Raw genomic sequence first — 21,030 nt, forward strand, 5'->3', positions numbered from 1 at the left:
AAAAACAGAAGCGGAATTCTAGAGAAAAGCGACCGGTGCTGCAAACCAAAAACGCGATTTTTTGATCAATTTAGCCGACTTTTCCCGCTTATCCCCAGAAAAAACGCCGCTGTAAGGGTGGTTTCATAAAAAACCAACAAATCTGTGTAAAACAAACATATTTAAATTAAATACAATAAGTTAGTTTGTTCATAAAGTCGGTATTAGCTGGTAGTAACTCGGTATAGCTGGTGGATAGCTTATTTTCGCTGTAACCCTTGAAATAGCTGGTTTTGCGCTATCTTTGACGATGGTTTTTTAGCCAATCACGGCGCCAGTAACCGATCGGTGATTTTTTTAACGGTGAATAACTCGAATCTGTGGATAACCGTCGGTCCAGTCGTTAAAATGGCGGGATTTTATGGATCAGGTGGTATCGACCCAATGGTAATGACGTTGTGGCAGACCTGTTTGGGACATTTAGAGCAGGAATTTCCTCCCCAGCAGTTCAATACATGGATTCGCCCGCTGAAGGCGGAACCGGGCGCGGATGCCCAGCTACGTCTGCTTGCACCCAATCGGTTTGTGATGGATTGGGTCAGTGATAAGTATCTAAAGCGGATCAAAGAGTTGCTGCTTGAGCATGGCGATAACCTGATCAGTGAGGTCATTCTTGAGGTCTCCGGCGGATCGCTGCGTCAGGCAAGTCCTAATGTACATCGGATCGGAGCGGGTAAAGTGGCACCGGCCTGCCCGGTTCCTCAGCCGGCAAACCTGTCGACGCCAAAGCCGGAAAGCTCAGCCGTAGAAACCCATGGTGGGATGACGGCCCAGCGCCCGACCAAACCCCTGTCGCGCCCGGCACCGGAATTACCGCGTCAGGCTGAACTGCTTCCGGTTGAACCGGAAGTCGAAAGCGGTGGACGCCAGGTTGAAGTCGAAGGCGGCATTCGTCATCAGACCCACCTCAACAGTCTGTTCACCTTTGAGACCTTTGTTCAGGGCAAGTCCAACCAGTTGGCGCTGGCGGCAGCTCAACAGGTGGCTGAAAACCCCGGTACTTCCTATAACCCGTTGTTCATCTACGGCGGTGTCGGCCTGGGTAAAACCCACCTGATGCATGCGGTGGGGGCAGCGATGCTGGATCGTAACCCCAACGCCAAGATCGTCTATTTGCATTCCGAGCGCTTTGTCGCCGATATGGTTAAGGCGCTGCAGTTGAATGCGATCAACGAGTTCAAGCGCTATTACCGCTCCGTGGATGCGCTGTTGATCGATGATATCCAGTTCTTTGCCAATAAAGACCGCTCCCAGGAGGAGTTTTTCCACACCTTTAACGCGCTGCTCGAAGGCGGGCAGCAGATGATTCTGACCTGCGATCGCTATCCTAAGGAAATCGCCGGTCTGGAAGATCGGTTGAAGTCCCGTTTTGGCTGGGGCCTGACCGTGGCGGTGGAGCCGCCGGAGCTGGAAACCCGGGTGGCGATTTTGATGAAAAAGGCCGACGAAGCACGGATTCGTCTACCCCATGATGCGGCTTTCTTTATCGCGCAAAAAATTCGATCTAACGTGCGCGAGCTAGAAGGCGCGCTTAAGCGCGTGATAGCGAACGCTCACTTCACCGGCAATAAGATCACCACCGAGTTTATCCGTGAGTCACTAAAAGACCTGCTGGCCCTTCAAGATAAGCTGGTAAGTATCGATAACATACAGAGAGTGGTTTCCGAGTATTACAAGATCAAGGTGGCCGACCTGCACTCGAAGCGACGTAGCCGCTCGGTGGCACGGCCTCGTCAGGTGGCGATGGCGCTGTCGAAAGAGCTGACCAATCACAGCCTGCCGGAGATCGGTAATGCGTTTGGCGGCCGCGATCATACAACGGTCTTGCATGCCTGTCGTAAGGTGGCAGAATTGCGGGAAACCGACACGGATATACGCGAAGATTATAAAAACCTGTTGCGGTCGCTCTCCACTTAACGGAAGCCACGGCAGTCAAAGGAACCTGAACTAAGGGCGGGATATGAAATTTACCATCTCCAGAGAATCACTGTTGAAACCCCTTCAACTGGTAGCCGGTGTGGTCGAGCGTCGGCAGACCCTGCCGGTACTGTCCAACATCCTGCTGGTGGTCGAGGGTAATCAGTTGTCGATGACCGGTACCGATCTCGAAGTCGAGATGGTCGGCCGGATCGAGCTGGAACAACCCGCCGAACCCGGCTCGATCACGGTACCGGCGAAAAAGTTGATGGATATCTGCAAATCGCTGCCCGATCATGTCGATATCGAACTGACCCTGACCGGCCAGAAGGTCACCATCAAGGGTGGTCGCAGCCGCTTCACTTTGTCGACTCTGCCGGCCACCGAATTCCCGAATGTGGAAGACGGACCGCAGAACCTGGAGATCAGCATCGCCCAGGGCGCCCTAAAACACCTGATCGACCGGACCGCTTTCGCGATGGCGCAGCAGGACGTTCGCTACTACCTGAACGGCATGCTGCTGGAACTCAACGGCGCCCAGCTGCGGACCGTGGCCACCGATGGTCACCGCCTGGCAACCTCGGTAACAGCGGTCGATGCTGAATCCGTCGACAAGCTGCAGGTGATCGTACCCCGCAAAGGGATTCTGGAGCTGGCACGACTGCTGCAGGACGGTGAGCAGAATGCCTCGTTGGTTATCGGTAGCAACCATATTCGGGTCAACACCCCTGACTACACCTTCACCTCCAAGCTGGTGGACGGTAAATTCCCGGATTATGAGCGGGTAATCCCCCAGGGGGGAGATAAGATCCTGATCGCCGACCGTCAGGAGCTGCGTCAGGTGCTGAGCCGGATCGCGATCCTGTCGAACGAGAAGTACCGTGGCGTGCGCCTGGGTCTGACCGATGGTTTCCTGCAGGTAACCGCCAACAACCCGGAGCAGGAAGAAGCGGAAGAGACCCTGGCGGTCGATTACCAGAACATCTCGATGGAGATCGGCTTCAACGTCAACTACCTGCTCGATGCGCTGTCGATCCTGTCCGAGGAGATGGTCAAGATCTCGATGATCGACCCGAACAGCAGTGCATTGGTCCAGGCGGTCGATAGCGGCAATAGCCTTTACGTGATCATGCCAATGCGCATGTAAACGCGCTCCCTGAATGCGGGCCCATTAGACCAGTGCTAATGGGCCCGATTTTTTTGGATCTCACCTATCCATGTCGATCAGCCAGCTCTCGATTACCCAGCTGCGAAACCTTGCCTCGCTGAAGCTTGAGCTATCCCCCCAGACCAATCTGTTCTACGGCCCTAATGGCAGCGGTAAAACCTCGATTCTGGAGGCGGTCCACCTGCTGAGCCTGGCGCGCTCGTTTCGGACCAACAAGCACAAGCATTACATCCAGCACCAGCAACCCGAGTCGGTGCTGTTTGCTCGCGTTAAGGGCCCGCAGGGAGAGTTGCCGGTGGGTTTTCAGCGCAGCCAGGATGCCAGCCTCAAGGTGCGTATCGGCGGCGAGCCGATCGATGCGGTGGCGGAGCTGGCGGAGCTGGTTCCGATCCAGCTGATCAATTCCGATACCTTCCGTTTACTCGAAGGCAGCCCATCGATTCGACGGCAATATATCGACTGGGGTGGGTTTCATCTGGAAAGTCGCTTTATGGCGGCTTGGAAAGCGGTCAGAAGGGCACTTTCACAACGCAATAGCCTGCTCAAATATGGTAAACTCGAGCCTTCGGTCCGAGCCGCCTGGGACCGCGAATTCATTGATCGAGCCAACGAGCTGGACGGCTATCGCCGGACCTATCTGGAACAGTTGATCCCCTGCTTTGAGCGTCTGCTCGCAGAACTGGTCGAACTGGATCAACTGAGTCTGCATTACCACTGTGGCTGGGACCAGAAGAAGGGGTTGGATCAGGTGCTCGAACAGGGTTTCGAGCGCGATCGACAGCTCGGTTTCACCCAGCAGGGACCGCAGCGTGCCGATCTCAAGGTCAAGATGCGCGGCATGTTGGCCTCCGAGGTGCTGTCCCGCGGTCAGCAGAAGTTGGTGGTCAGTGCATTGAAGGTCGCCCAGGGCTACCTGCTGCGACAGCAGACCGAGCGCCGCTGTATCTATCTGATCGATGATCTACCGGCTGAACTGGATCGACATCACCGCCAGCGCCTGTGCCGGCTGCTCGAGCAGCTGGATAGCCAGGTACTGGTAACCAGCACCGACCGCGAAGCGTTTGAAGGTTGCTGGAGCGAACAGGTCGAGGTACGCGAGTTTCCGATTCGGAACGGTGCCTTGGCAAATATTGAAGGAAATGGGAGTTAGGAATGAGCGACGGCAACGACAACGCTTATGATTCGTCGAGTATCAAGGTCCTTAAAGGGCTCGATGCGGTGCGCAAGCGTCCGGGCATGTATATCGGTGATACCGATGACGGCACCGGCCTGCACCACATGGTCTTTGAGGTGGTGGATAACTCCATCGACGAAGCGCTGGCCGGTTTCTGCAGCAAGATCGACGTCATCATCCATCCCGATGAAACCATCAGTGTGCAGGATGACGGCCGGGGTATTCCGGTCGACATTCATGAGGAGGAAGGGGTCTCCGCCGCCGAAGTCATCATGACGGTGCTGCATGCCGGCGGTAAGTTCGACGACAACACCTACAAGGTTTCCGGCGGTCTGCACGGGGTAGGCGTGTCGGTGGTTAACGCCCTGTCCACCGAGTTAAAGCTGACCATTCGCCGTGACAACAAGATCCACGAACAGACCTACCACCACGGGGTTCCCAACGGTCCGATGAGCGTCGTCGGTGATACCGAAACCAGTGGTACCCGGGTTCACTTCACGCCGTCTCCGGAAACCTTCAGCAACATCCAGTTCCAGTACGATATTCTGGCCAAGCGGTTGCGCGAATTATCATTCCTGAACTCCGGTGTCTGCATCAACCTGAAGGACGAGCGTTCCGGTAAAGAAGAGCAGTTCATGTACGAAGGTGGTGTCAGCGCTTTCGTCCAGTATTTGAACCAGAACAAGAACACCATCAACGAGGTGTTCCACTTCACCGAGACCAACGAAGAGGGGATCGGGGTTGAGGTCTCGCTGCAGTGGAACGACGGTTTCTCCGAGAGCATCCACTGCTTTACCAACAATATTCCTCAGCGTGACGGTGGTACCCACCTGTCGGGTTTCCGTACCGCGCTGACTCGTTCACTGAACAACTACATCGAATCCGAGAGTGTGCAGAAGAAGTCCAAGGTCAGCACCTCCGGTGACGATGCCCGTGAAGGCCTGACGGCGATCATTTCGGTCAAGGTGCCGGATCCGAAGTTCTCCTCACAGACCAAGGACAAGCTGGTCTCCTCCGAGGTAAAGAGCGCGGTCGAACAGGCGATGTACAAGCAACTGTCCGACTTCCTGCAAGAGCGTCCCAACGAAGCCAAAGCGATTGTTGGTAAGATGATCGATGCGGCCCGTGCCCGTGAAGCGGCCCGTAAGGCCCGTGAGATGACCCGCCGTAAAGGGGCACTGGATATCGCTGGTCTGCCCGGCAAGCTGGCTGACTGCCAGGAGAAGGACCCGGCGCTGTCCGAAATCTACCTGGTGGAGGGTGACTCGGCCGGTGGTTCCGCCAAGCAGGGGCGTAACCGTAAGACTCAGGCGATCCTGCCGCTCAAGGGTAAGATCCTCAACGTTGAAAAGGCCCGCTTCGACAAGATGCTGTCGTCGGCCGAAGTCGGCACCCTGATCACCGCACTGGGCTGCGGTATCGGTCGCGAAGAGTTCAACCCGGACAAGCTGCGTTACCACAGCATCATCATCATGACCGATGCTGACGTCGACGGCTCCCACATCCGTACCCTGCTACTGACTTTCTTCTTCCGTCAGATGGCCGAGTTGATCGAGCGTGGCCATGTATTCATTGCCCAGCCGCCGCTGTACAAGATCAAGAAGGGTAAGCAGGAGCAGTACCTGAAGGATGATGATGCACTGGATAACTTTATGCTCCAGTCGGCTCTGGAAGGTGCCAGTCTGCATGTTAATCCGTCAGCGCCGGGAATCACCGATTCTGCACTGGAAAGCCTGATCAACGAGTATCGTCAGGTACAGTCGCTGATCAGCCGTCTATCCCGTCTCTACCCTGAGGACGTTCTTGAGCAGATGATCTATGCGCCGCGTCTGACTGAGACTCAGCTGAAGGATCGTGAGCAGATCAGTGCCTGGGTTCGCGAACTGGTGTCCAACATCGATGTCGAGCACAGCAAGGCCAGCACCTTCGAGTCCGGTGTGGCCGAGGATGCCGAACGTCATTTGCACTTGCCGCAGGTGACCGTCACCTCCCATGGCGTACCTCAGGACTATAGCTTCGGCTACGAGTTCTTCCTGTCTGCGGAATACCAAAGCCTGGTTAAATTGGGTGATACCCTCAACGGCCTGTTGGAGGATGGTGCCTATATCCAACGTGGTGAGCGCCGTGAAGAGATCAGCAAGTTTGAACAGGGGTTGGATTGGCTGATGGTGCAGGCCAAGCGAGGCTACGGCATACAACGTTACAAGGGCCTGGGTGAGATGAACCCGGAACAGCTGTGGGAGACCACCATGGATCCGGACAGCCGTCGGATGCTTCGGGTCACCATTGAGGACGCCATTGCCGCCGATCAGATGTTTACCACGCTGATGGGTGACGAGGTTGAACCACGGCGTGACTTCATCGAAACCAACGCCCTCAACGTGACCAACCTGGATATCTGATCCGATTGGAACAATAAAAAACCGCTCTAGTCAGCGGTTTTTTTATGCCTGACATCACTCAAAAACAAGGACCTTATAAGGTTCGTCTGCATAACAATAAGGAAATCTGTTGATGCAAATTCTCCGCTCTAAGCTCTCTGCGTTGTCGCTCGGCGGCACCTTGTTAGCCGTTGCCTTTGCGCCTAGCATCGCGGCCAAAGAGGGGGCCAATCAATATCCCAACGGTGTCAGCGGCTATGCAGCTGGCCAGCTTCCTCCTCCTGGAACCTATCTTCTCAACTACACCGGCTACGTGACCGGCCGTATGCAGGATGCCAATGGCAATGATCTGATCGTGGCGGGCAAACCGGTCGAGGTGGATGCGGTCTTTGAAACCCCACGTATCGTCCATGTCAGTGAGACCGAGCTGCTGGGTGGAAATCTGTTTGTCCATGGGCTGATCCCGATTGTCCACCTCGACGGTCAGTTAGGGGGTGCCGCCTCCAATAATGAAACCGGAATCGGTGATTTGAATACCGGGATAGGGATTAGCTGGCCGGGGAAAAATGTCAGTATCGCGGCCTCATTTGATCTCTATGCACCGACCGGGCAGTACAGTGACGATCCCACCAAGTTCAGCATCGGCGCCAACTACTGGAGCTTTGAGCCGGTACTGGCGATGACGCTATTGTCCGATAGTGGCTATGAACTCTCATTTAAAGCGATGTACAACATAAAGCTGGAAAATGAAGATACCGACATCAAGTCGGGCGAAGAGCTTAAGGTCGATTACCATGTCGGCAAGCGAATTCAGTCCGAAAACTGGGGCGAAGTTGGGTTTGGGATTGGTGGCTACTACGTCAATCAGTTAACCGAAGACGAAAACAATGGCGTCAAAATTGCGGGTACGGATGGTCAGGTGTTCGCAGCCGGCCCGCAGATAAAATTCCATATCGGCCCGGCACCGGTAATCATCCATTACGAGAAAGAGTTCAACGCTAAGTCTCGTCTGGAAGGTGAACGTCTGCTCCTACAGGTCAATTACCGCTTCTAAGCGATTGCCTTACTGATCTAACAAGGGCCGCATGTCGGCCCTTTTTTGTGGTTGTTTCACGTGAAACCTCGGTAAGGATTGCTGACCGATCTTAGACTTGGTTGTTGAATTCTCCTAAGTCAGCTCAGGAGGATTACCGCCTTAAAAGCGTTCCTTTGGGAAGCCAATGCGGGGCCTTAATGGCAATCAAACAAAAGTGATAGGACCAGGCAAACAGTACAGATTTGTACCACTACCATTCTGGATTGGACCTAGTCGTTAGAAAAGACTTCGTTAATGGGAACGCCAGATGAACAAGGATTAACGATGAACGCGGTTGAAGTGACCAGGCTACAGCCTTGTTCCAGGACTACTCGAACTAGGGTATGTGAGCCTTAGGTAGCCAGTGCTAAGGTGATCTATAACGCCTTTCGATTCGACCGATCTATAAACTATAGATTGAGTCGAAGGTTTCACGTGAAACCAGACCGAAACGATTAAAGGTTCGCGTGGAAGAAGTTGGTTAGTTGGAAGTTTACAGAATGTAGAGGTCCGATCATGTATCCCAGGCTCAGGCTGTTGATCATTTTGGTGGCTTTGGTTCAGCTGTTCACAGCGATACCTGCGAGCGCTGATGAGCTCAGTCAGTCGGCATCAACCACTCACGAACTGGTCTTGGCGGCTGATCCCTGGTGCCCATACAACTGTGAACCGGGAGCTGAGTCTCCCGGTTTTATGGTGGAGCTGGCCAGGGCCGCGTTGGCTGAGGATGGAATCCATGTGCACTATCGAACGATGCCCTGGACCCGGGCGATGCAACAAGCCAGGATTGGGGAGGTCGACGGAGTCATAGGCGCTGAGCGTTTCGAAGCCGAAGGTTTAGTCGTACCGCTTCGAGCTTTCGGGGTTAGTACCCAGGGGATAGCGTTAGGGCGCGATGATCCGATGCAGTGGCAGGGGACTGACTCAATCGGTGCACGTCGGGTCGCCTTTATCAGTGGTTACGACTATGCAGAGTCGGTGGCCGTGAAGGCGGCTGAATTGAATCCTGGCGCGACCATGATTGAGTTTACCGGTGATGATGCACTGGAGCGGATGTTGTTGTTGCTGGCCAGGCAGCGCGTTGATCTAGTGGTTGATGACCTCAATGTACTGCAGTACAAAGTTAAACAGTTGGGCCTGGAACTGCAGTTGCGGGTAGTTTCGACTGATGTTGTGGCACCGGTCTACATCTCGCTATCACCAAAACTCAAAGAGGCGGCGCTGATTGCTGACAAGCTTGATGCGGGGATTAAGCGGCTCAGAGAGTCTGGTGAATTCGAACGAATTCTTGCCCGTTATCGCATCCAGCCTTGGAAGATCGATCCGTCAGACCCAGAGCCTATCGATTAACATTCGGTGCTAGCTAGCTATCTAGACAGAACTGTCGGCGGTAGAACTGATCGGCGGTTTCGAACAGCAGGCCGTGGCGTTCTGCCAAACGTTGGTGATTGTGATCATAACCACCGCCGATCATACAGGCGGTTGGCAGTGATTTCTTGGCCGCCCAGTCGAGCACCCGAAGGTCCCGATCTTTTACTCCTTGGTCGGTTAACTGCATCTGCCCCAGGCGATCATCCTGGTGCACATCGGAACCTGCGTCGTAGATCAACAGATCAAATTGTCCCAGTTGCTCCAGTCGATCCAGCGTCTGATTCAGGGCTGCCATATAGGTCGCATCATCGGTGCCGGCGACCAGCGCAACATCCAGATCACTTCGTTGTTTCTCAAACGGGTAGTTGGTCTTGCCGTGGATAGAACAGGTAAAGACGCGTCGATCATCGGCAAGAATATGCGCCGTACCATCCCCTTGATGGACATCGCAATCGAGAATCAGAATCCGTTTTAGGCCGTCCTTATCCAGTAGGGTTCTGGCGGCCACCGCCATGTCGTTAAACACGCAGAAGCCATTACCATGATCGGCAAAGGCGTGATGAGTGCCCCCGGCAAGATGGCAGGCAAGGCCAAACCTCAGGGCCAAACGGCAGGTTTGAACCGAACCGCCAACGGCGGTCAGGGTGCGAGTCACCAACTGTTCCGACCAGACTAAACCGAGATGTTTCTGCTCTCGCTCTCCCATCAATCCCCGAACGAACCGGTCGATATAGGCCGGTTCATGGGCGAGCTGCAACCATTCGTGAGGACTCGGTGACGAGATATAGGTGTTGTAGCGGGTAGCGATCCCATTCCGACTAAGATGCTCATAGAGCAGCCGGTACTTAGCCATTGGGAAGCGATGTTTGGGGTCCCAGCGGATGCTGTAGTTGGGGCTGTAAACCAGCGGTATCCCATGGTTGCTTCGGCTGTGTTTCACGTGAAACCTTGATTAGTCCAGCAGCGCGTCGACCAGTGACTGTAGATCCTTGTGGATACTGACGTCCTCGAGTCCTTCTCCTTTGTCCAGGGTCCGTTGACCCTTGCCGGTTAGGACCAATGCTGCGCGACAGCCGCAGGCTTGACCCGCTTGCAGGTCACGAAGACTGTCGCCGACCATCAGGGCTCCCTCGGCACTGACGCCAAGATGGCGTTCGATTTGGTGAATCAATCCCGGTAGCGGCTTACGGCAATCGCAGTGCTCTTCCGGGGTGTGGGGGCAATAGAAAATACTGGCTAGCTCTCCGCCGGCCGCCTCGATTAGGTCGATCATTTTAGCGTGCATGGCATCAAGATCAGACTGGCTAAAATAGCCCCGGCCGAGACCGGATTGGTTGGTGGCGACGGCGACCTGATAGCCGGCCTTGCAGAGTCTGGCAATCGCCTCGGCGCTGCCCGGAATCGGGATCCACTCTTCAACCGACTTCACGTAGGCATCGGAGTCTTGGTTGATGACACCGTCTCGATCGAGGATAACGAGTTTGTTCATGCTGGTATTGGTCCTGTCTCGGGCTGTCGATCGCCGTCTGGATAAGTGGGTGGATGGCTATTATAGCGACAGCAGGCATAAAAAAACCGGTGCGCTTAGGCACCGGTTTTGATGGGCTGAGATTCGCTGCTGGATTACAGCAGCGAGATATCCGCCACCAGCAGGAAGCGCTGGCGGAGCTGGTTCAACAGAGCGATCCGGTTGGCACGGACAGCTTCATCGTCGGCCATTACCATCACCTCATCGAAGAAACGGTCGACGCTGCTCTGCAGGGTAGACAGCTGCTCCAGAATGGCTTTGAAGTCGGCTTCTGCCTTAAGGGTTTCGATACGGCTGTTCAGACCGCTCAGATCGGCGTATAGCGCCTGTTCGGCGGCTTCGCTGAGCAGAGACTCATTGACGTCATTCGCGGCGTCAGCGTCCTGTTTGTCCAGGATGTTGGAGACCCGCTTGTTGGCAGCGGCCAGGGCATCGGCGCCGGCCAGGGTACGGAAGTGGTTGACCGCCTGTACCCGCTGATCAAACTCCAGCGGCTTGCTCGGGCGTAGTGCCATGACCGACAGGAACACCTCGGCCGGTACACCTTCATCGGCGTACCAGGCGCGGAAACGTTCCAGCATAAACTCCAGTACCCGCTGTTCCAGACCCTCACGGCCCGGCAGTGATGGGAAACGATCGGCGGCTTGAGCCAATAGCTCCAGCAGGTCCAGATCCAGCTTGTGCTCGACCAGAATACGTAGGGTGCCGATGGTGGCACGACGCAGTGCGAAGGGGTCCTTGCTGCCGGTGGGCGGCTGATTGATGCCAAACAGACCGACCAGGGTGTCGAGTCGATCGGCCAGTGCCAGAGCGATACCGGTACGCGTCTGCGGCAGCTTGTCGCCAGCGAATTTGGGCAGGTACTGCTCGTTGATCGCTTCGGCAACTTCGGTCGGCTCGCCGTCGTTGAGGGCGTAGTAGTAGCCCATCAGGCCCTGCAGATCGCTGAACTCCAACACCATTTCGGTGACCAGATCGGTCTTGGCCAGCTGGGCGGCACGGGCGGCCCAGTCGCTGTTGCCGCCAATCTGATCGGCGATCACGGTGGCCAGGGCGCTGACCCGCTGAACCTTGTCGTAGACGGTACCCAGCTCGGCCTGGAATACGATCGGCTTGAGCTTCTCGATCCGAGATTCCAACGTCTGCTTCTTGTCGGTCTCGAAGAAGAAGGCGGCGTCGGCCAGACGCGGACGAATCACCTTCTCGTTACCGGCGATCACCTGCTGGGGGTCCTTGCTGATGATGTTCGACAGGGTGATGAAGTACGGCTGGATCTGACCGTCGTTGTCGACCACATGGAAGTACTTCTGGTGCTCTTTCATCGACGAGATCAGCGCTTCGGCGGGGACTTCCAGGAAGCGTTCCTCGAATCGACCTGCCAGCGCCACCGGCCATTCGACCAGCGCGGTAACTTCGTCCAGCAGAGCCGGATCGATCACCGCTTTGGCGCCCAGGTTGGCGGCGGTCAGTTCCACCTGCTTGGCGATCATGGCGCGACGCTCATCGAAGTCGGCCATGACATGACCGGTATCCTGCAACAGTCCGGCGTACTCGGTCGGTGTCATCACTTCGATCGGTTGGTTGTAATGGAAGCGATGGCCGTGGGTCTGACGACCCGCCTTGTGACCCAGAATCTCCGCATCGACCACTTCATCGCCCAGCAGCATCAGGCACCAGTGAACCGGACGGACAAATTCGATCCGGCTGCTGCCCCAGCGCATCCGCTTCGGAATCGGCAGCTTGCTCAGCGACTGGCTGACAATCTCGGGCAACAGCGCGGTGGCGGGTTGACCGGCTTGCTCGGAGCGGAACAGGTAGTACTGGCCTTTATCGGTATCCAGGGTTTCCAGTTGATCGACGGACACACCGCAGGAGCGGGCAAAACCGGCGACGGCCTGTTCCGGGGCTTTAACGGACGGTCCACGCTTCTCGATCTTGCGATCTGCCTGGGCGGCGTCCAGCTCGGTAACCAACACCGCCAGACGGCGGGGGGAAGCGAACAGCTTGGTGCCCTGGTGCTTCAGACCGGCTTCCTTCAGGCCGGCTTCGATACCGGCGCCGAAGGCTTCGGAGAGTGATTTCAGTGCTTTCGGCGGCAGCTCTTCGGTACCGATCTCAACCAGAAAATCATGGCTCTGTGCAGACATCACGCTTCCTCCCCTGCAGCCAGTAACTCTTTACGCAGGGCTTCATCGGCCAGTGGGAAGCCTTTCTCCTTGCGGGTTTGGTAATAGGTTTCGCAGACCGCACGTGCCAGCGAGCGAACCCGCAGGATGTAACGCTGACGCTCGGTAACCGAGATCGCATGACGGGCATCGAGCAGGTTGAAGGTGTGGGATGCCTTCATCACCATTTCGTAAGCCGGCAGTGCCAGCCCTTTTTCGACCAGGCGCTTGGACTCGCTTTCGTAGTTGTCGAAACACTGGAACAGGAAGTCGACATCGGCTTCTTCGAAGTTGTAGGTCGACATCTCCACTTCATTCTGGTGGAACACGTCGCCGTAGGTCACCTTGCCTTGCGGGCCTTCGGTCCAGACCAGGTCATAGATGCTGTTGACGCCCTGCAGATACATGGCGATCCGCTCCAGACCGTAGGTGATTTCGCCGGTGACCGGGAAACACTCCAGTCCGCCGACCTGCTGGAAGTAGGTGAACTGGGTCACCTCCATACCGTTGAGCCAGACTTCCCAACCCAGGCCCCAGGCACCCAGGGTCGGGGATTCCCAGTTATCTTCGACAAAGCGGATATCGTGGATGGCCGGATCGATGCCCAGGGCCTTCAGTGAGTCGAGATAGAGCTGCTGGATGTTATCCGGGGACGGCTTCATCACGACCTGGAACTGGTAGTAGTGCTGCAGGCGGTTAGGGTTTTCGCCGTAACGGCCATCGGTCGGTCGACGGCAGGGTTGGACATAGGCGGCGTTCCAGTTTTCCGGGCCAACGGCACGCAGCGTTGTGGCCGGGTGGAAAGTCCCCGCACCCACTTCCATATCCAGCGGTTGGATGATCACGCAGCCCTGTTCGGCCCAGTACTGTTGCAGTGCCAGAATCAGTCCCTGAAAGGTACTGACATCGGCTTTCATCGTCTCACTCACGATTTGTTCACCACCTTGGTCGGTATTTGTACAGGTCAGGTCTGCAGGGTTTCAAACTTGTCCGGGTTGGACCCTGGTGAATCCGGCTGCAGGCCCCGTCAATCAAAGCCCGGCATTATACATCAAGCGCTCACGAATAGGGTGCCCAATAGCGCTCTGAATCTGTGGGTAAGCTGTGAACGGTTGTGGGTAAGTTGTGACTGTCGTCAAAAAAACCGGGTTTAGGCTGTTCGGCAGGCCACGACGGCGGTGCAGCAGCGGATGTAAAAAATCGGTTTGCTGGTTCAGCGGGGACGGCGAGCGACCAGATAGGCTTGATTGCGCAGTCCCTGTTCCAGGTCGCCGCAGTCGCACTCTTCGCGATAGACCAGTGGCTGTAACGGCGCGAACAGCCGCAGCAGCTCACCGGGCTGGAGCAGAAAATCCGGGTTGCTGGGACCACCCTGATGTACCTTGGCGAGGGTAAAGGTTTGGTAGAACAGCAGGCCGCCGGGTTTGAGTGCCGCGCTGATGCTGGAGCACAACGCACGATCCAAGAAGGCGCTGACACAGATCAGGTCAAAACCGGCTACAGGCAAGGGTTGTTGTTCCAGATCGATGCAGCGTGCCTGCAACGGCAGTTGCTCGGCATCGGCGAAGTGCTGCAGCTTGGACATCGCCACATCGGACAGGTCCCAGGCCTGGGTCTGCAAACCGTGGCGGGCCAGTAACAGCGCGTTTCCCCCTAGGCCGGCGGCCAGCTCCAGAGCTGTTCCTTGGCTGGGCAGCAGGTGGCGGTTCTCGGTTAACACCTGGGCGGCCGAATTGGGTTGGTTCGAGGCGGCGTAGCGTCGATTCCACTTCAGCTGCTGGGTATTCTCAGTCTCAGCCACGACCGATATCCCCATATTGGCCACCGGTCAGTCGTAGCAGGTCGGTCGGTGCCAGTTCGATCTCCAGGCCCCGTTTGCCACCGCTGACGTGGATGGTTTCGAGTGACTCGGCGCTCTGGTCCAGGACCAGCGGCAGCCGTTTTTTCTGCCCCAACGGACTGATCCCGCCGAGCAGATAACCGGTAGCACGCTGTGCTTCGGTCGGATCGGCCATGGCGACTTTTTTACTTTTCAGGCAGGCCCCGATCGCTTTCAGATCGAGCGTGCCGGAAACCGGGACCACCCCGACCGCCAGCTTTTTCGGATTGCCGTCCAGGCTCACCAGCAGGGTCTTGAACACCCGTTGCGGATCGATCCCCAGCGCCTGAGCCGCTTCATCCCCGTAGGAGGCGGTGTTGGGGTCGTGTTGGTAGCTATGGGTGCGGAAGTTGATCTTGGCTTTCTTGGCGCAGTTGACGGCGGGAGTCATGGAGGGTCTGCCTTTATCGAGGTGTCAGCGGCGCCAGAACGCGGGGGTGAACAGCACCAGCAGGGTGAATACTTCGAGTCGGCCCAGCAGCATCGAGAAGCTCAGAATCCATTTGGCGCTGTCGCTCAGGTCGCCATAGTGGGCGGCAACGCCTCCCAGACCCGGACCCAGGTTGTTGAGGGTAGCGCCGACGGCGGTCCAGGCGGTGACCTGATCCAGTCCGGTTCCCAGCAGTGCGATCAGCATGATCACGAACACGATCAGGTAGACCGAGAAGAATCCCCAGACCGCTTCGGCAACCCGGTCGGAGATGGCCCGGTTGCCCAGTTTGATCGGCATCACGGCGCTGGGGTGCAGCAGCCGGGTGACTTCGCGCATCCCCTGTTTCAGGATGATCAGGATCCGGATCACCTTCATGCCGCCACCGGTCGAGCCGGCACAGCCACCGGCAAAGGCGGCGATAAACAGCAGGAACGGCAGCATGGTCGGCCATTGGGCAAAGTCGGCGGTGGCATAGCCGGTGGTGGTGGCGATCGACACCACCTCAAAAAGCGCATTACGGACCGCTTCGAGTCCTTCGATGGTGCCGGTTACATGCAGCACCAGGGCGCAGAAGGCGGTAATGCCCAGCAGCAGACTGACATAGAAACGGAACTCGGGATCCTGCCAGTAGTGGCTCAGGCTCTTCTGTTTCCAGGCGCTGAAGTGAAGTGCAAAGTTGACCGCCGAGATCACCATAAAGAAGATCGCCACTGCTTCGATCATCGGGTTGTCGAAGTAACCGATGCTGGCGTCGTGGGTCGAGAAGCCGCCGATCGCCACGGTGGAGAAGCTGTGACAGATGGCATCGAACGCGCTCATGCCGGCGGCCCAGTAACCCAGTGCACAGGCGATGGTCAATGACAGGTAGATGTACCACAGCGCCTTGGCGGTTTCGGTGATCCTTGGGGTCAGCTTGGAATCTTTCACCGGTCCCGGGGTTTCGGCCCGGTACAGCTGCATCCCCCCGATTCCGAGCATCGGCAGAATCGCCACGGCCAGTACGATGATCCCCATGCCGCCGAACCACTGCAGCTGTTGGCGATACCACAGGATTGAGGCCGGTAGATGGTCGATGCCGGTGATCACGGTGGCACCGGTGGTGGTCAATCCGGACAGGGATTCGAACACCGCGTCGACCACCGACAGGTGTGGCGTTTCGGCCAGCATCAACGGAATCGAGCCGAACAGGCCCAGGACGGTCCAGAACAGTACGGTGATCAGAAAGCCGTCGCGGGTACGCAGATCCTGGCGGACCCGGTAGACCGGCATCCAGGTAATCAAACCGGTGACAAAGGTGATGCCGAACGCGATCAGGAAGGCGTTAACCGAGCCGTCATCGTACAGCAACGACACCAATGCCGGCGGCACCATACTGAAGCTGAATACCATCATCAGGATGCCGAGGATGCGGAGAATCACACGGAAGTGCATCGTCAGGTCCTAGAAGAAGGTCAAGCCGACCTGGAACAGGCGCTCGACCTCGGTGATCTTGCGTTTGTCGACCAGGAACAGAATCACGTGGTCGCCGTTCTGAACCACCACATCATCGTGGGCGATCAGCACTTCGTCGTTGCGAACGATGGCGCCGATGGTGGTCCCGCTGGGAAGGTCGATATCCTCGATCGCCTTGCCGACCACCTTGGAGCTGCGACTGTCGCCATGGGCGATCGCCTCCATCGCTTCGGCCGCACCTCGACGAAGTGAGTGAACATTCACTACGTCTCCGCGCCTTACATGAGTAAGTAGGCTGCCGATGGTGGCCTGTTGCGGGGAGATGGCGATATCGATCACGCCACCCTGAACCAGATCAACGTAGGCCGGGTTGTTGATTAGCGTCATCACGGTTCGGGCGCCGAGTCGTTTGGCCAGCATCGAGGCCATGATATTGGCCTCGTCATCGTTGGTCAGGGCGCAGAACACATCGGTGCCTTCGATATTCTCTTCCAGCAGCAGTTCCTGGTCCGAGGCGCTGCCCTGCAGCACGATGGTGCGGTTGAGCTCGTTGGCCAGCAGGTTGCAGCGACCGATATTGCGCTCGATGATCTTGACCTGAAAGTCGTGCTCCAGCTCGCGGGCCAGGTTAGCGCCGATGTTGCCGCCGCCGGCGATGATGATTCGCTTGTACGGATTGTCGAGCCGACGCAGTTCACTCATCACCGAGCGGATATCCTTGCGCGCCGCGATGAAGAATACTTCGTCGTCGGCTTCGATGATGGTGTCGCCCTGGGGGATGATCGGACTGCCGCGACGGAAGATCGCCGCTACCCGAGTATCGACATTGGGCATATGGGAGCGCAGGAAGGAGATCTCGTGGCCCACCAGCGGACCGCCGTAGAAGGCCTTGACCGCCACCAACTGCGCCTTGCCCTCGGCAAAATCGAGAACCTGCAACGCGCCGGGGTGTTCGATCAGTCGCTTCACATGGCGGGTAACCAGCTGTTCCGGGCTGATCAGAACGTTGATCGGAATCGCCTTCTCGCTGAACAGCCGCTTCTTCTCCGACAGGAAGTCATGGCCTCGGATCCGACCGATTCGCGTCGGGGTGTGGAACACCGAATGGGCCACCTGACAGGCGATCATGTTGACCGGGTCCGAGTTGGTCACCGCGATCAGCATATCGGCGTCTTCGCCGCCGGCCTGCTCCAGAATCTTGGGGGAAGCGCCTTCGCCCTCGATGGTGCGGATATCGAGACGGTCCTGCAGTTCTCGCAGGCGGGCACCGTTGGTGTCGATGACGGTGATGTCATTGGCTTCGTTGGCGAGGTTTTCGGCCAAGGTAGCGCCGACCTGGCCGGCACCGAGAATGATAATTTTCATCGTTCCGAGAATGTCCCTGACATCGGTACCGCAGCTAGCTGAAAATTCATGATCCTGTTACCCGGATGTTTTCTCAAGCAGAGCCCTTTTCGAGCAGCGCATAGTAGAAGCCGTCATGGCCGCCGGGCTGTGCGAACAGCTGTCGTCCGGCGCTACAGGCGATACCCCAGTCTGCCTCCAGGGGCAGCTCTCGGGCATCGGCCTGATCAGCAAGAAACGCGCTGATTTGCTCGGCGTTTTCCTGCGGCAGTACCGAGCAGGTGGCGTAGAGCAGTCGGCCGCCAGGCTTGAGCATTGGCCATAGATTGCGAAGGATCTGGCCCTGCAGGTGCGCCAGTGTAGCGATATCCTTGGCCTGGCGCAGGTATTTTATGTCCGGATTGCGGCGAATAACACCGGTAGCCGAACAAGGCGCATCGAGCAGGATGCGATCAAAGGGCTGTCCATCCCACCAGTCTGCCGCTGCTGCATCGGCGCGCAGCAGTTCACAATCGAGAGCCAGGCGATCCAGATTCTGACGCACCCGGCCCAACCGCAGCTCGCTCATATCCAGAGCCAGGCAGTGACTCAGTTCGGGTTGTCGTTCCAGCAGGTGGCAGGTCTTGCCGCCGGGAGCGGCACAAGCATCGAGAATCCGTTCTCCCGGCTCCGGCGCCAGCAACGCAGCGGCCAGTTGCGCCGCCTCATCCTGAACACTGACCAATCCTTCGCTAAAGCCCGGCAGTTGGTTGACGTCCTTCGGTTGCGCCAAGGTGATGCCATCGGAACTGAAGCGACAGAGCTCAAAATCGATTCCGGCCTGCTGGAGTTGTTGGGCGTAGTCATCGCGATTACCTCGAAGGCGGTTGACCCGCAATGACATCGGCGCCTGGGCATTGTTTTGCGCCATGATCTCGTTGGCCTGCTCCGGCCAGGCCTGACGCAGTGCCTTGATCAGCCATTTGGGGTGAGCTCGACTGAACTCCTGTCGTACCGACAGTTGTTCGTCCAGAACCGCCTGCTGACGTTGGAAGTTGCGCAGTACGCCATTGACCAGCGCCTTGGCCCAGGGCTTTTTCAGCTTGGCGGTCACCTGTACGGTTTCGCTGATCGCGGCGTGGGCTGGAATTCGCAGGTGGGCCAGTTGATAAAGCCCCAACAACACCAGCGCCTGGACATCCAGATCCTTACGCTTGAGTGGTTTGGGGATCAACTGTTCCGCCAGCAGTTGCAGTTGCGGGTAGTAACGCATGCTGCCATAGCAAAGCTGGCGTAGTAGTGAATGCTCACTTTCCGGCAGTTTTTCCAACTGGACTGGCAAGCTGGTTGCCAACGACCCCTCATGCTTGAGGATGGCGGTCAGCACCCGGGTGGCGCTCAGGCGGACGGACATCACGGCTCCTTGATCAGTCGTCCTGACCGAAATGGTTTCCGGCCCGGAACAGATCCTGGCGTGAATTGAGCAGATCGGCGACCGGCAGCTGGCGACCCCCCGGCAGTTGCAGGTGGGTCAGCTGCAGGACACCGGCGCCGGTGGCGACCAGTAGGCCCTGATTGTCGGCGCCGAGCAGTTGCCCGGCGGGCGCTGACTCACTGCTGGGGTGGACCTGGGCGTTCCAGATACCGATGCGCTGACCGCCCAGATAACTGAACGCCACCCGTGACGGGTTCAGTCCGCGAATCTGCCGACTCAGTTCCATCGCGCTGCGACTCCAGTCCAGTTCACGATCGCCTTTGAGCAGCTTGTGGGCATAGTTGGCTTGATCATGATTCTGCGGTTCCGGTTGGGCGCTGCCGTCGGCCAGCTGTTCGACCACGGTCAGCAGTGCGTCGCCGCTCATCGCCAGCAGTCGGTCGTGCAGATTACCGGCGGTATCCTGGTCGTGGATCGGACACTCGACCTTGTGCAGCATATCGCCGGTATCGAGTCCTTCATCCATCTGCATGATGGTGATGCCGGTCTTAGGATCGCCGGCCATCAGTGCCCGTTCGATAGGAGCTGCACCACGCCAGCGCGGCAACAGCGACGCGTGAACATTGATACAACCCAGACGCGGGGTCTCCAGAATCGCTTTGGGTAACAGTAGTCCGTAGGCCACCACCACCATCAGATCGGCCTTGAACTGCGCCAGCAGCTGCTGCTCTTCGGTGGACTTGAGGCTGATCGGTTGGCAGACCGGAATGCCGGTCTCCTGGGCCAGCCGCTTGACCGGGCTGGGGGTCAGTTTTTTGCCTCGTCCGGCGGGACGATCGGGCTGGGTGTAGACGGCGACAACCTGATGGCGGCTGTTGATCAGGGCTTCGAGGCTGGCGGCGGCGAAATCGGGGGTTCCGGCAAATACGATACGCAGCGGCGGCTGAGTCATGTGCGGGGTTCTCTTGTCAGCGGCGGTCTGTGATGGCCGTCGGTCTTGGCCTGGAGCGGTTAGCCGACTCCAAGCCGTTCTTTCAGCACAAGGCTGTCGATTCCGCTCGAAGCGGTTATCTGTGCAGGGTTATTGCTGTCGGTGCAGCTTCTCAAGCTTCTTGCGGATGCGGTTACGCTTGAGGTTGGTCAGGTAGTCCACAAACAGCTTGCCTTCGAGGTGGTCGAGTTCGTGCTGGATGCAAACCGCCAACAGATCACGGGCTTCAAGCTCGTAGGGCGTTCCATCACGATCCATGGCCTTCAGGCGGATATGATTGGCACGCTCCACCGTTTCGTAGAACCCGGGTACCGACAGGCAGCCTTCCTGGGACTGTTCGCGCTCGTCGTCGAGGATCTCGTATTCGGGATTAATCAGCACCAGGGGTTCGCTGCGGTCCTCGCTCAGATCCATTACCACGACACGCTTGTGAACGTTCACCTGGGTCGCTGCCAGGCCGATTCCCGGTGCTTCGTACATGGTTTCGAACATATCGTCGACCAGTTTTCCCAGTTCGGCGTCAAACGTCTCCACCGGTTTGGCGCGGGTGCGCAGACGGGGATCGGGAAACTCAAGAATTTCTAGTAAAGCCATATGAAAACAACAGGTTGGAGTAAATTAGAAGAAAGCAGTCGATTGACCGGAATCAGTCAACCGTCATTATACTGTTTACATCTGTACATTCCATAGCAAGAATAC

At 57.3% G+C, this 21,030-nt stretch carries 17 protein-coding genes; 6 read left to right on the forward strand and 11 right to left on the reverse strand.

Translation table 11 applies throughout. The features are described from left to right. Window positions 1–423 precede the first annotated feature (423 nt). From dnaA to ACO05M_RS03480, 6 genes are all read left to right on the forward strand, one after another. A complete protein-coding gene (gene dnaA, locus ACO05M_RS03455; RefSeq protein WP_421867807.1) occupies window positions 424–1,956 on the forward strand; it encodes a chromosomal replication initiator protein DnaA in 1,533 nt (510 codons plus the stop codon). Between the two features lie 43 nt (window positions 1,957–1,999). Next, window positions 2,000–3,103, forward strand: coding sequence for a DNA polymerase III subunit beta (dnaN, locus tag ACO05M_RS03460; RefSeq protein ID WP_421867810.1), 1,104 nt, complete (start codon window positions 2,000–2,002; stop codon window positions 3,101–3,103). 70 nt (window positions 3,104–3,173) lie between these two features. Then, complete coding sequence (gene recF / locus ACO05M_RS03465; RefSeq protein WP_421867812.1) at window positions 3,174–4,274, forward strand: DNA replication/repair protein RecF; 1,101 nt, start codon at window positions 3,174–3,176, stop codon at window positions 4,272–4,274. A 2-nt stretch (window positions 4,275–4,276) separates the two neighbouring features. Further along, a complete protein-coding gene (gene gyrB, locus ACO05M_RS03470; protein ID WP_421867814.1) occupies window positions 4,277–6,700 on the forward strand; it encodes a DNA topoisomerase (ATP-hydrolyzing) subunit B in 2,424 nt (807 codons plus the stop codon). Window positions 6,701–6,812: 112 nt separating this feature from the next. Beyond that, window positions 6,813–7,733 (forward strand): SphA family protein, encoded by a 921-nt coding sequence (locus tag ACO05M_RS03475; protein WP_421867816.1) that lies wholly within the window; start codon window positions 6,813–6,815, stop codon window positions 7,731–7,733. Between the two features lie 654 nt (window positions 7,734–8,387). Further along, window positions 8,388–9,104 (forward strand): substrate-binding periplasmic protein, encoded by a 717-nt coding sequence (locus tag ACO05M_RS03480; protein ID WP_421867818.1) that lies wholly within the window; start codon window positions 8,388–8,390, stop codon window positions 9,102–9,104. Between the two features lie 13 nt (window positions 9,105–9,117). Here the strand turns inward: ACO05M_RS03480 and ACO05M_RS03485 are convergent, their stop codons facing one another. The 11 genes from ACO05M_RS03485 to def all read right to left on the reverse strand — a co-directional run bounded on the left by ACO05M_RS03485 (window position 9,118) and on the right by def (window position 20,925). Next, on the reverse strand, window positions 9,118–10,065 hold the full coding sequence (locus tag ACO05M_RS03485; RefSeq protein ID WP_421867821.1) for a histone deacetylase: 948 nt from the start codon (window positions 10,063–10,065) through the stop codon (window positions 9,118–9,120). A gap of 12 nt (window positions 10,066–10,077) precedes the next feature. Next, a complete protein-coding gene (gmhB, locus tag ACO05M_RS03490; protein WP_421867824.1) occupies window positions 10,078–10,614 on the reverse strand; it encodes a D-glycero-beta-D-manno-heptose 1,7-bisphosphate 7-phosphatase in 537 nt (178 codons plus the stop codon). Window positions 10,615–10,748: 134 nt separating this feature from the next. Beyond that, window positions 10,749–12,800 carry a glycine--tRNA ligase subunit beta gene (glyS, locus tag ACO05M_RS03495; protein WP_421867826.1) on the reverse strand — a complete coding sequence of 684 codons (2,052 nt, stop codon included), beginning with the start codon at window positions 12,798–12,800 and terminating at the stop codon, window positions 10,749–10,751. Then, complete coding sequence (gene glyQ / locus ACO05M_RS03500) at window positions 12,800–13,735, reverse strand: glycine--tRNA ligase subunit alpha (RefSeq protein WP_421870644.1); 936 nt, start codon at window positions 13,733–13,735, stop codon at window positions 12,800–12,802. Before glyQ ends, glyS begins: the two co-directional genes overlap by 1 nt. A gap of 296 nt (window positions 13,736–14,031) precedes the next feature. Continuing rightward, window positions 14,032–14,619, reverse strand: coding sequence for a class I SAM-dependent methyltransferase (locus ACO05M_RS03505; protein WP_421867829.1), 588 nt, complete (start codon window positions 14,617–14,619; stop codon window positions 14,032–14,034). Then, on the reverse strand, window positions 14,612–15,088 hold the full coding sequence (gene ybaK / locus ACO05M_RS03510) for a Cys-tRNA(Pro) deacylase (protein ID WP_421867832.1): 477 nt from the start codon (window positions 15,086–15,088) through the stop codon (window positions 14,612–14,614). The genes ACO05M_RS03505 and ybaK overlap by 8 nt, the downstream gene beginning before the upstream one ends. Before the next feature lie 24 nt (window positions 15,089–15,112). Then, entirely contained in the window at window positions 15,113–16,561 is a 1,449-nt protein-coding gene (locus tag ACO05M_RS03515) for a TrkH family potassium uptake protein (RefSeq protein ID WP_421867835.1), read from the reverse strand. Between the two features lie 9 nt (window positions 16,562–16,570). After that, entirely contained in the window at window positions 16,571–17,947 is a 1,377-nt protein-coding gene (gene trkA / locus ACO05M_RS03520) for a Trk system potassium transporter TrkA (protein ID WP_421867837.1), read from the reverse strand. A 73-nt stretch (window positions 17,948–18,020) separates the two neighbouring features. Next, a complete protein-coding gene (gene rsmB, locus ACO05M_RS03525; RefSeq protein ID WP_421867840.1) occupies window positions 18,021–19,319 on the reverse strand; it encodes a 16S rRNA (cytosine(967)-C(5))-methyltransferase RsmB in 1,299 nt (432 codons plus the stop codon). Between the two features lie 13 nt (window positions 19,320–19,332). Then, on the reverse strand, window positions 19,333–20,292 hold the full coding sequence (gene fmt, locus ACO05M_RS03530; protein ID WP_421867843.1) for a methionyl-tRNA formyltransferase: 960 nt from the start codon (window positions 20,290–20,292) through the stop codon (window positions 19,333–19,335). 129 nt (window positions 20,293–20,421) lie between these two features. Beyond that, the gene (gene def / locus ACO05M_RS03535) at window positions 20,422–20,925 is read right to left on the reverse strand and encodes a peptide deformylase (protein ID WP_421867846.1); all 504 of its coding nucleotides are present in this window, start codon (window positions 20,923–20,925) and stop codon (window positions 20,422–20,424) included. Window positions 20,926–21,030: the final 105 nt, after the last annotated feature.

Source organism: Motiliproteus sp., assembly GCF_965230735.1.
GTDB lineage: Bacteria > Pseudomonadota > Gammaproteobacteria > Pseudomonadales > Balneatricaceae > Motiliproteus.

Bases quoted from the DNA above. Each gene is read 5' to 3' on its own strand.
- dnaA (WP_421867807.1), top strand. From the start codon at position 424: ATGGTAATGACGTTGTGGCAGACCTGTTTGGGACATTTAGAGCAGGAA.
- dnaN (WP_421867810.1), top strand. From the start codon at position 2,000: ATGAAATTTACCATCTCCAGAGAATCACTGTTGAAACCCCTTCAACTG.
- recF (WP_421867812.1), top strand. From the start codon at position 3,174: ATGTCGATCAGCCAGCTCTCGATTACCCAGCTGCGAAACCTTGCCTCG.
- gyrB (WP_421867814.1), top strand. From the start codon at position 4,277: ATGAGCGACGGCAACGACAACGCTTATGATTCGTCGAGTATCAAGGTC.
- ACO05M_RS03475 (WP_421867816.1), top strand. From the start codon at position 6,813: ATGCAAATTCTCCGCTCTAAGCTCTCTGCGTTGTCGCTCGGCGGCACC.
- gmhB (WP_421867824.1), bottom strand. From the start codon at position 10,614: ATGAACAAACTCGTTATCCTCGATCGAGACGGTGTCATCAACCAAGAC.
- glyS (WP_421867826.1), bottom strand. From the start codon at position 12,800: ATGTCTGCACAGAGCCATGATTTTCTGGTTGAGATCGGTACCGAAGAG.
- glyQ (WP_421870644.1), bottom strand. From the start codon at position 13,735: ATGAAAGCCGATGTCAGTACCTTTCAGGGACTGATTCTGGCACTGCAA.
- ybaK (WP_421867832.1), bottom strand. From the start codon at position 15,088: ATGACTCCCGCCGTCAACTGCGCCAAGAAAGCCAAGATCAACTTCCGC.
- ACO05M_RS03515 (WP_421867835.1), bottom strand. From the start codon at position 16,561: ATGCACTTCCGTGTGATTCTCCGCATCCTCGGCATCCTGATGATGGTA.
- trkA (WP_421867837.1), bottom strand. From the start codon at position 17,947: ATGAAAATTATCATTCTCGGTGCCGGCCAGGTCGGCGCTACCTTGGCC.
- rsmB (WP_421867840.1), bottom strand. From the start codon at position 19,319: ATGTCCGTCCGCCTGAGCGCCACCCGGGTGCTGACCGCCATCCTCAAG.
- fmt (WP_421867843.1), bottom strand. From the start codon at position 20,292: ATGACTCAGCCGCCGCTGCGTATCGTATTTGCCGGAACCCCCGATTTC.
- def (WP_421867846.1), bottom strand. From the start codon at position 20,925: ATGGCTTTACTAGAAATTCTTGAGTTTCCCGATCCCCGTCTGCGCACC.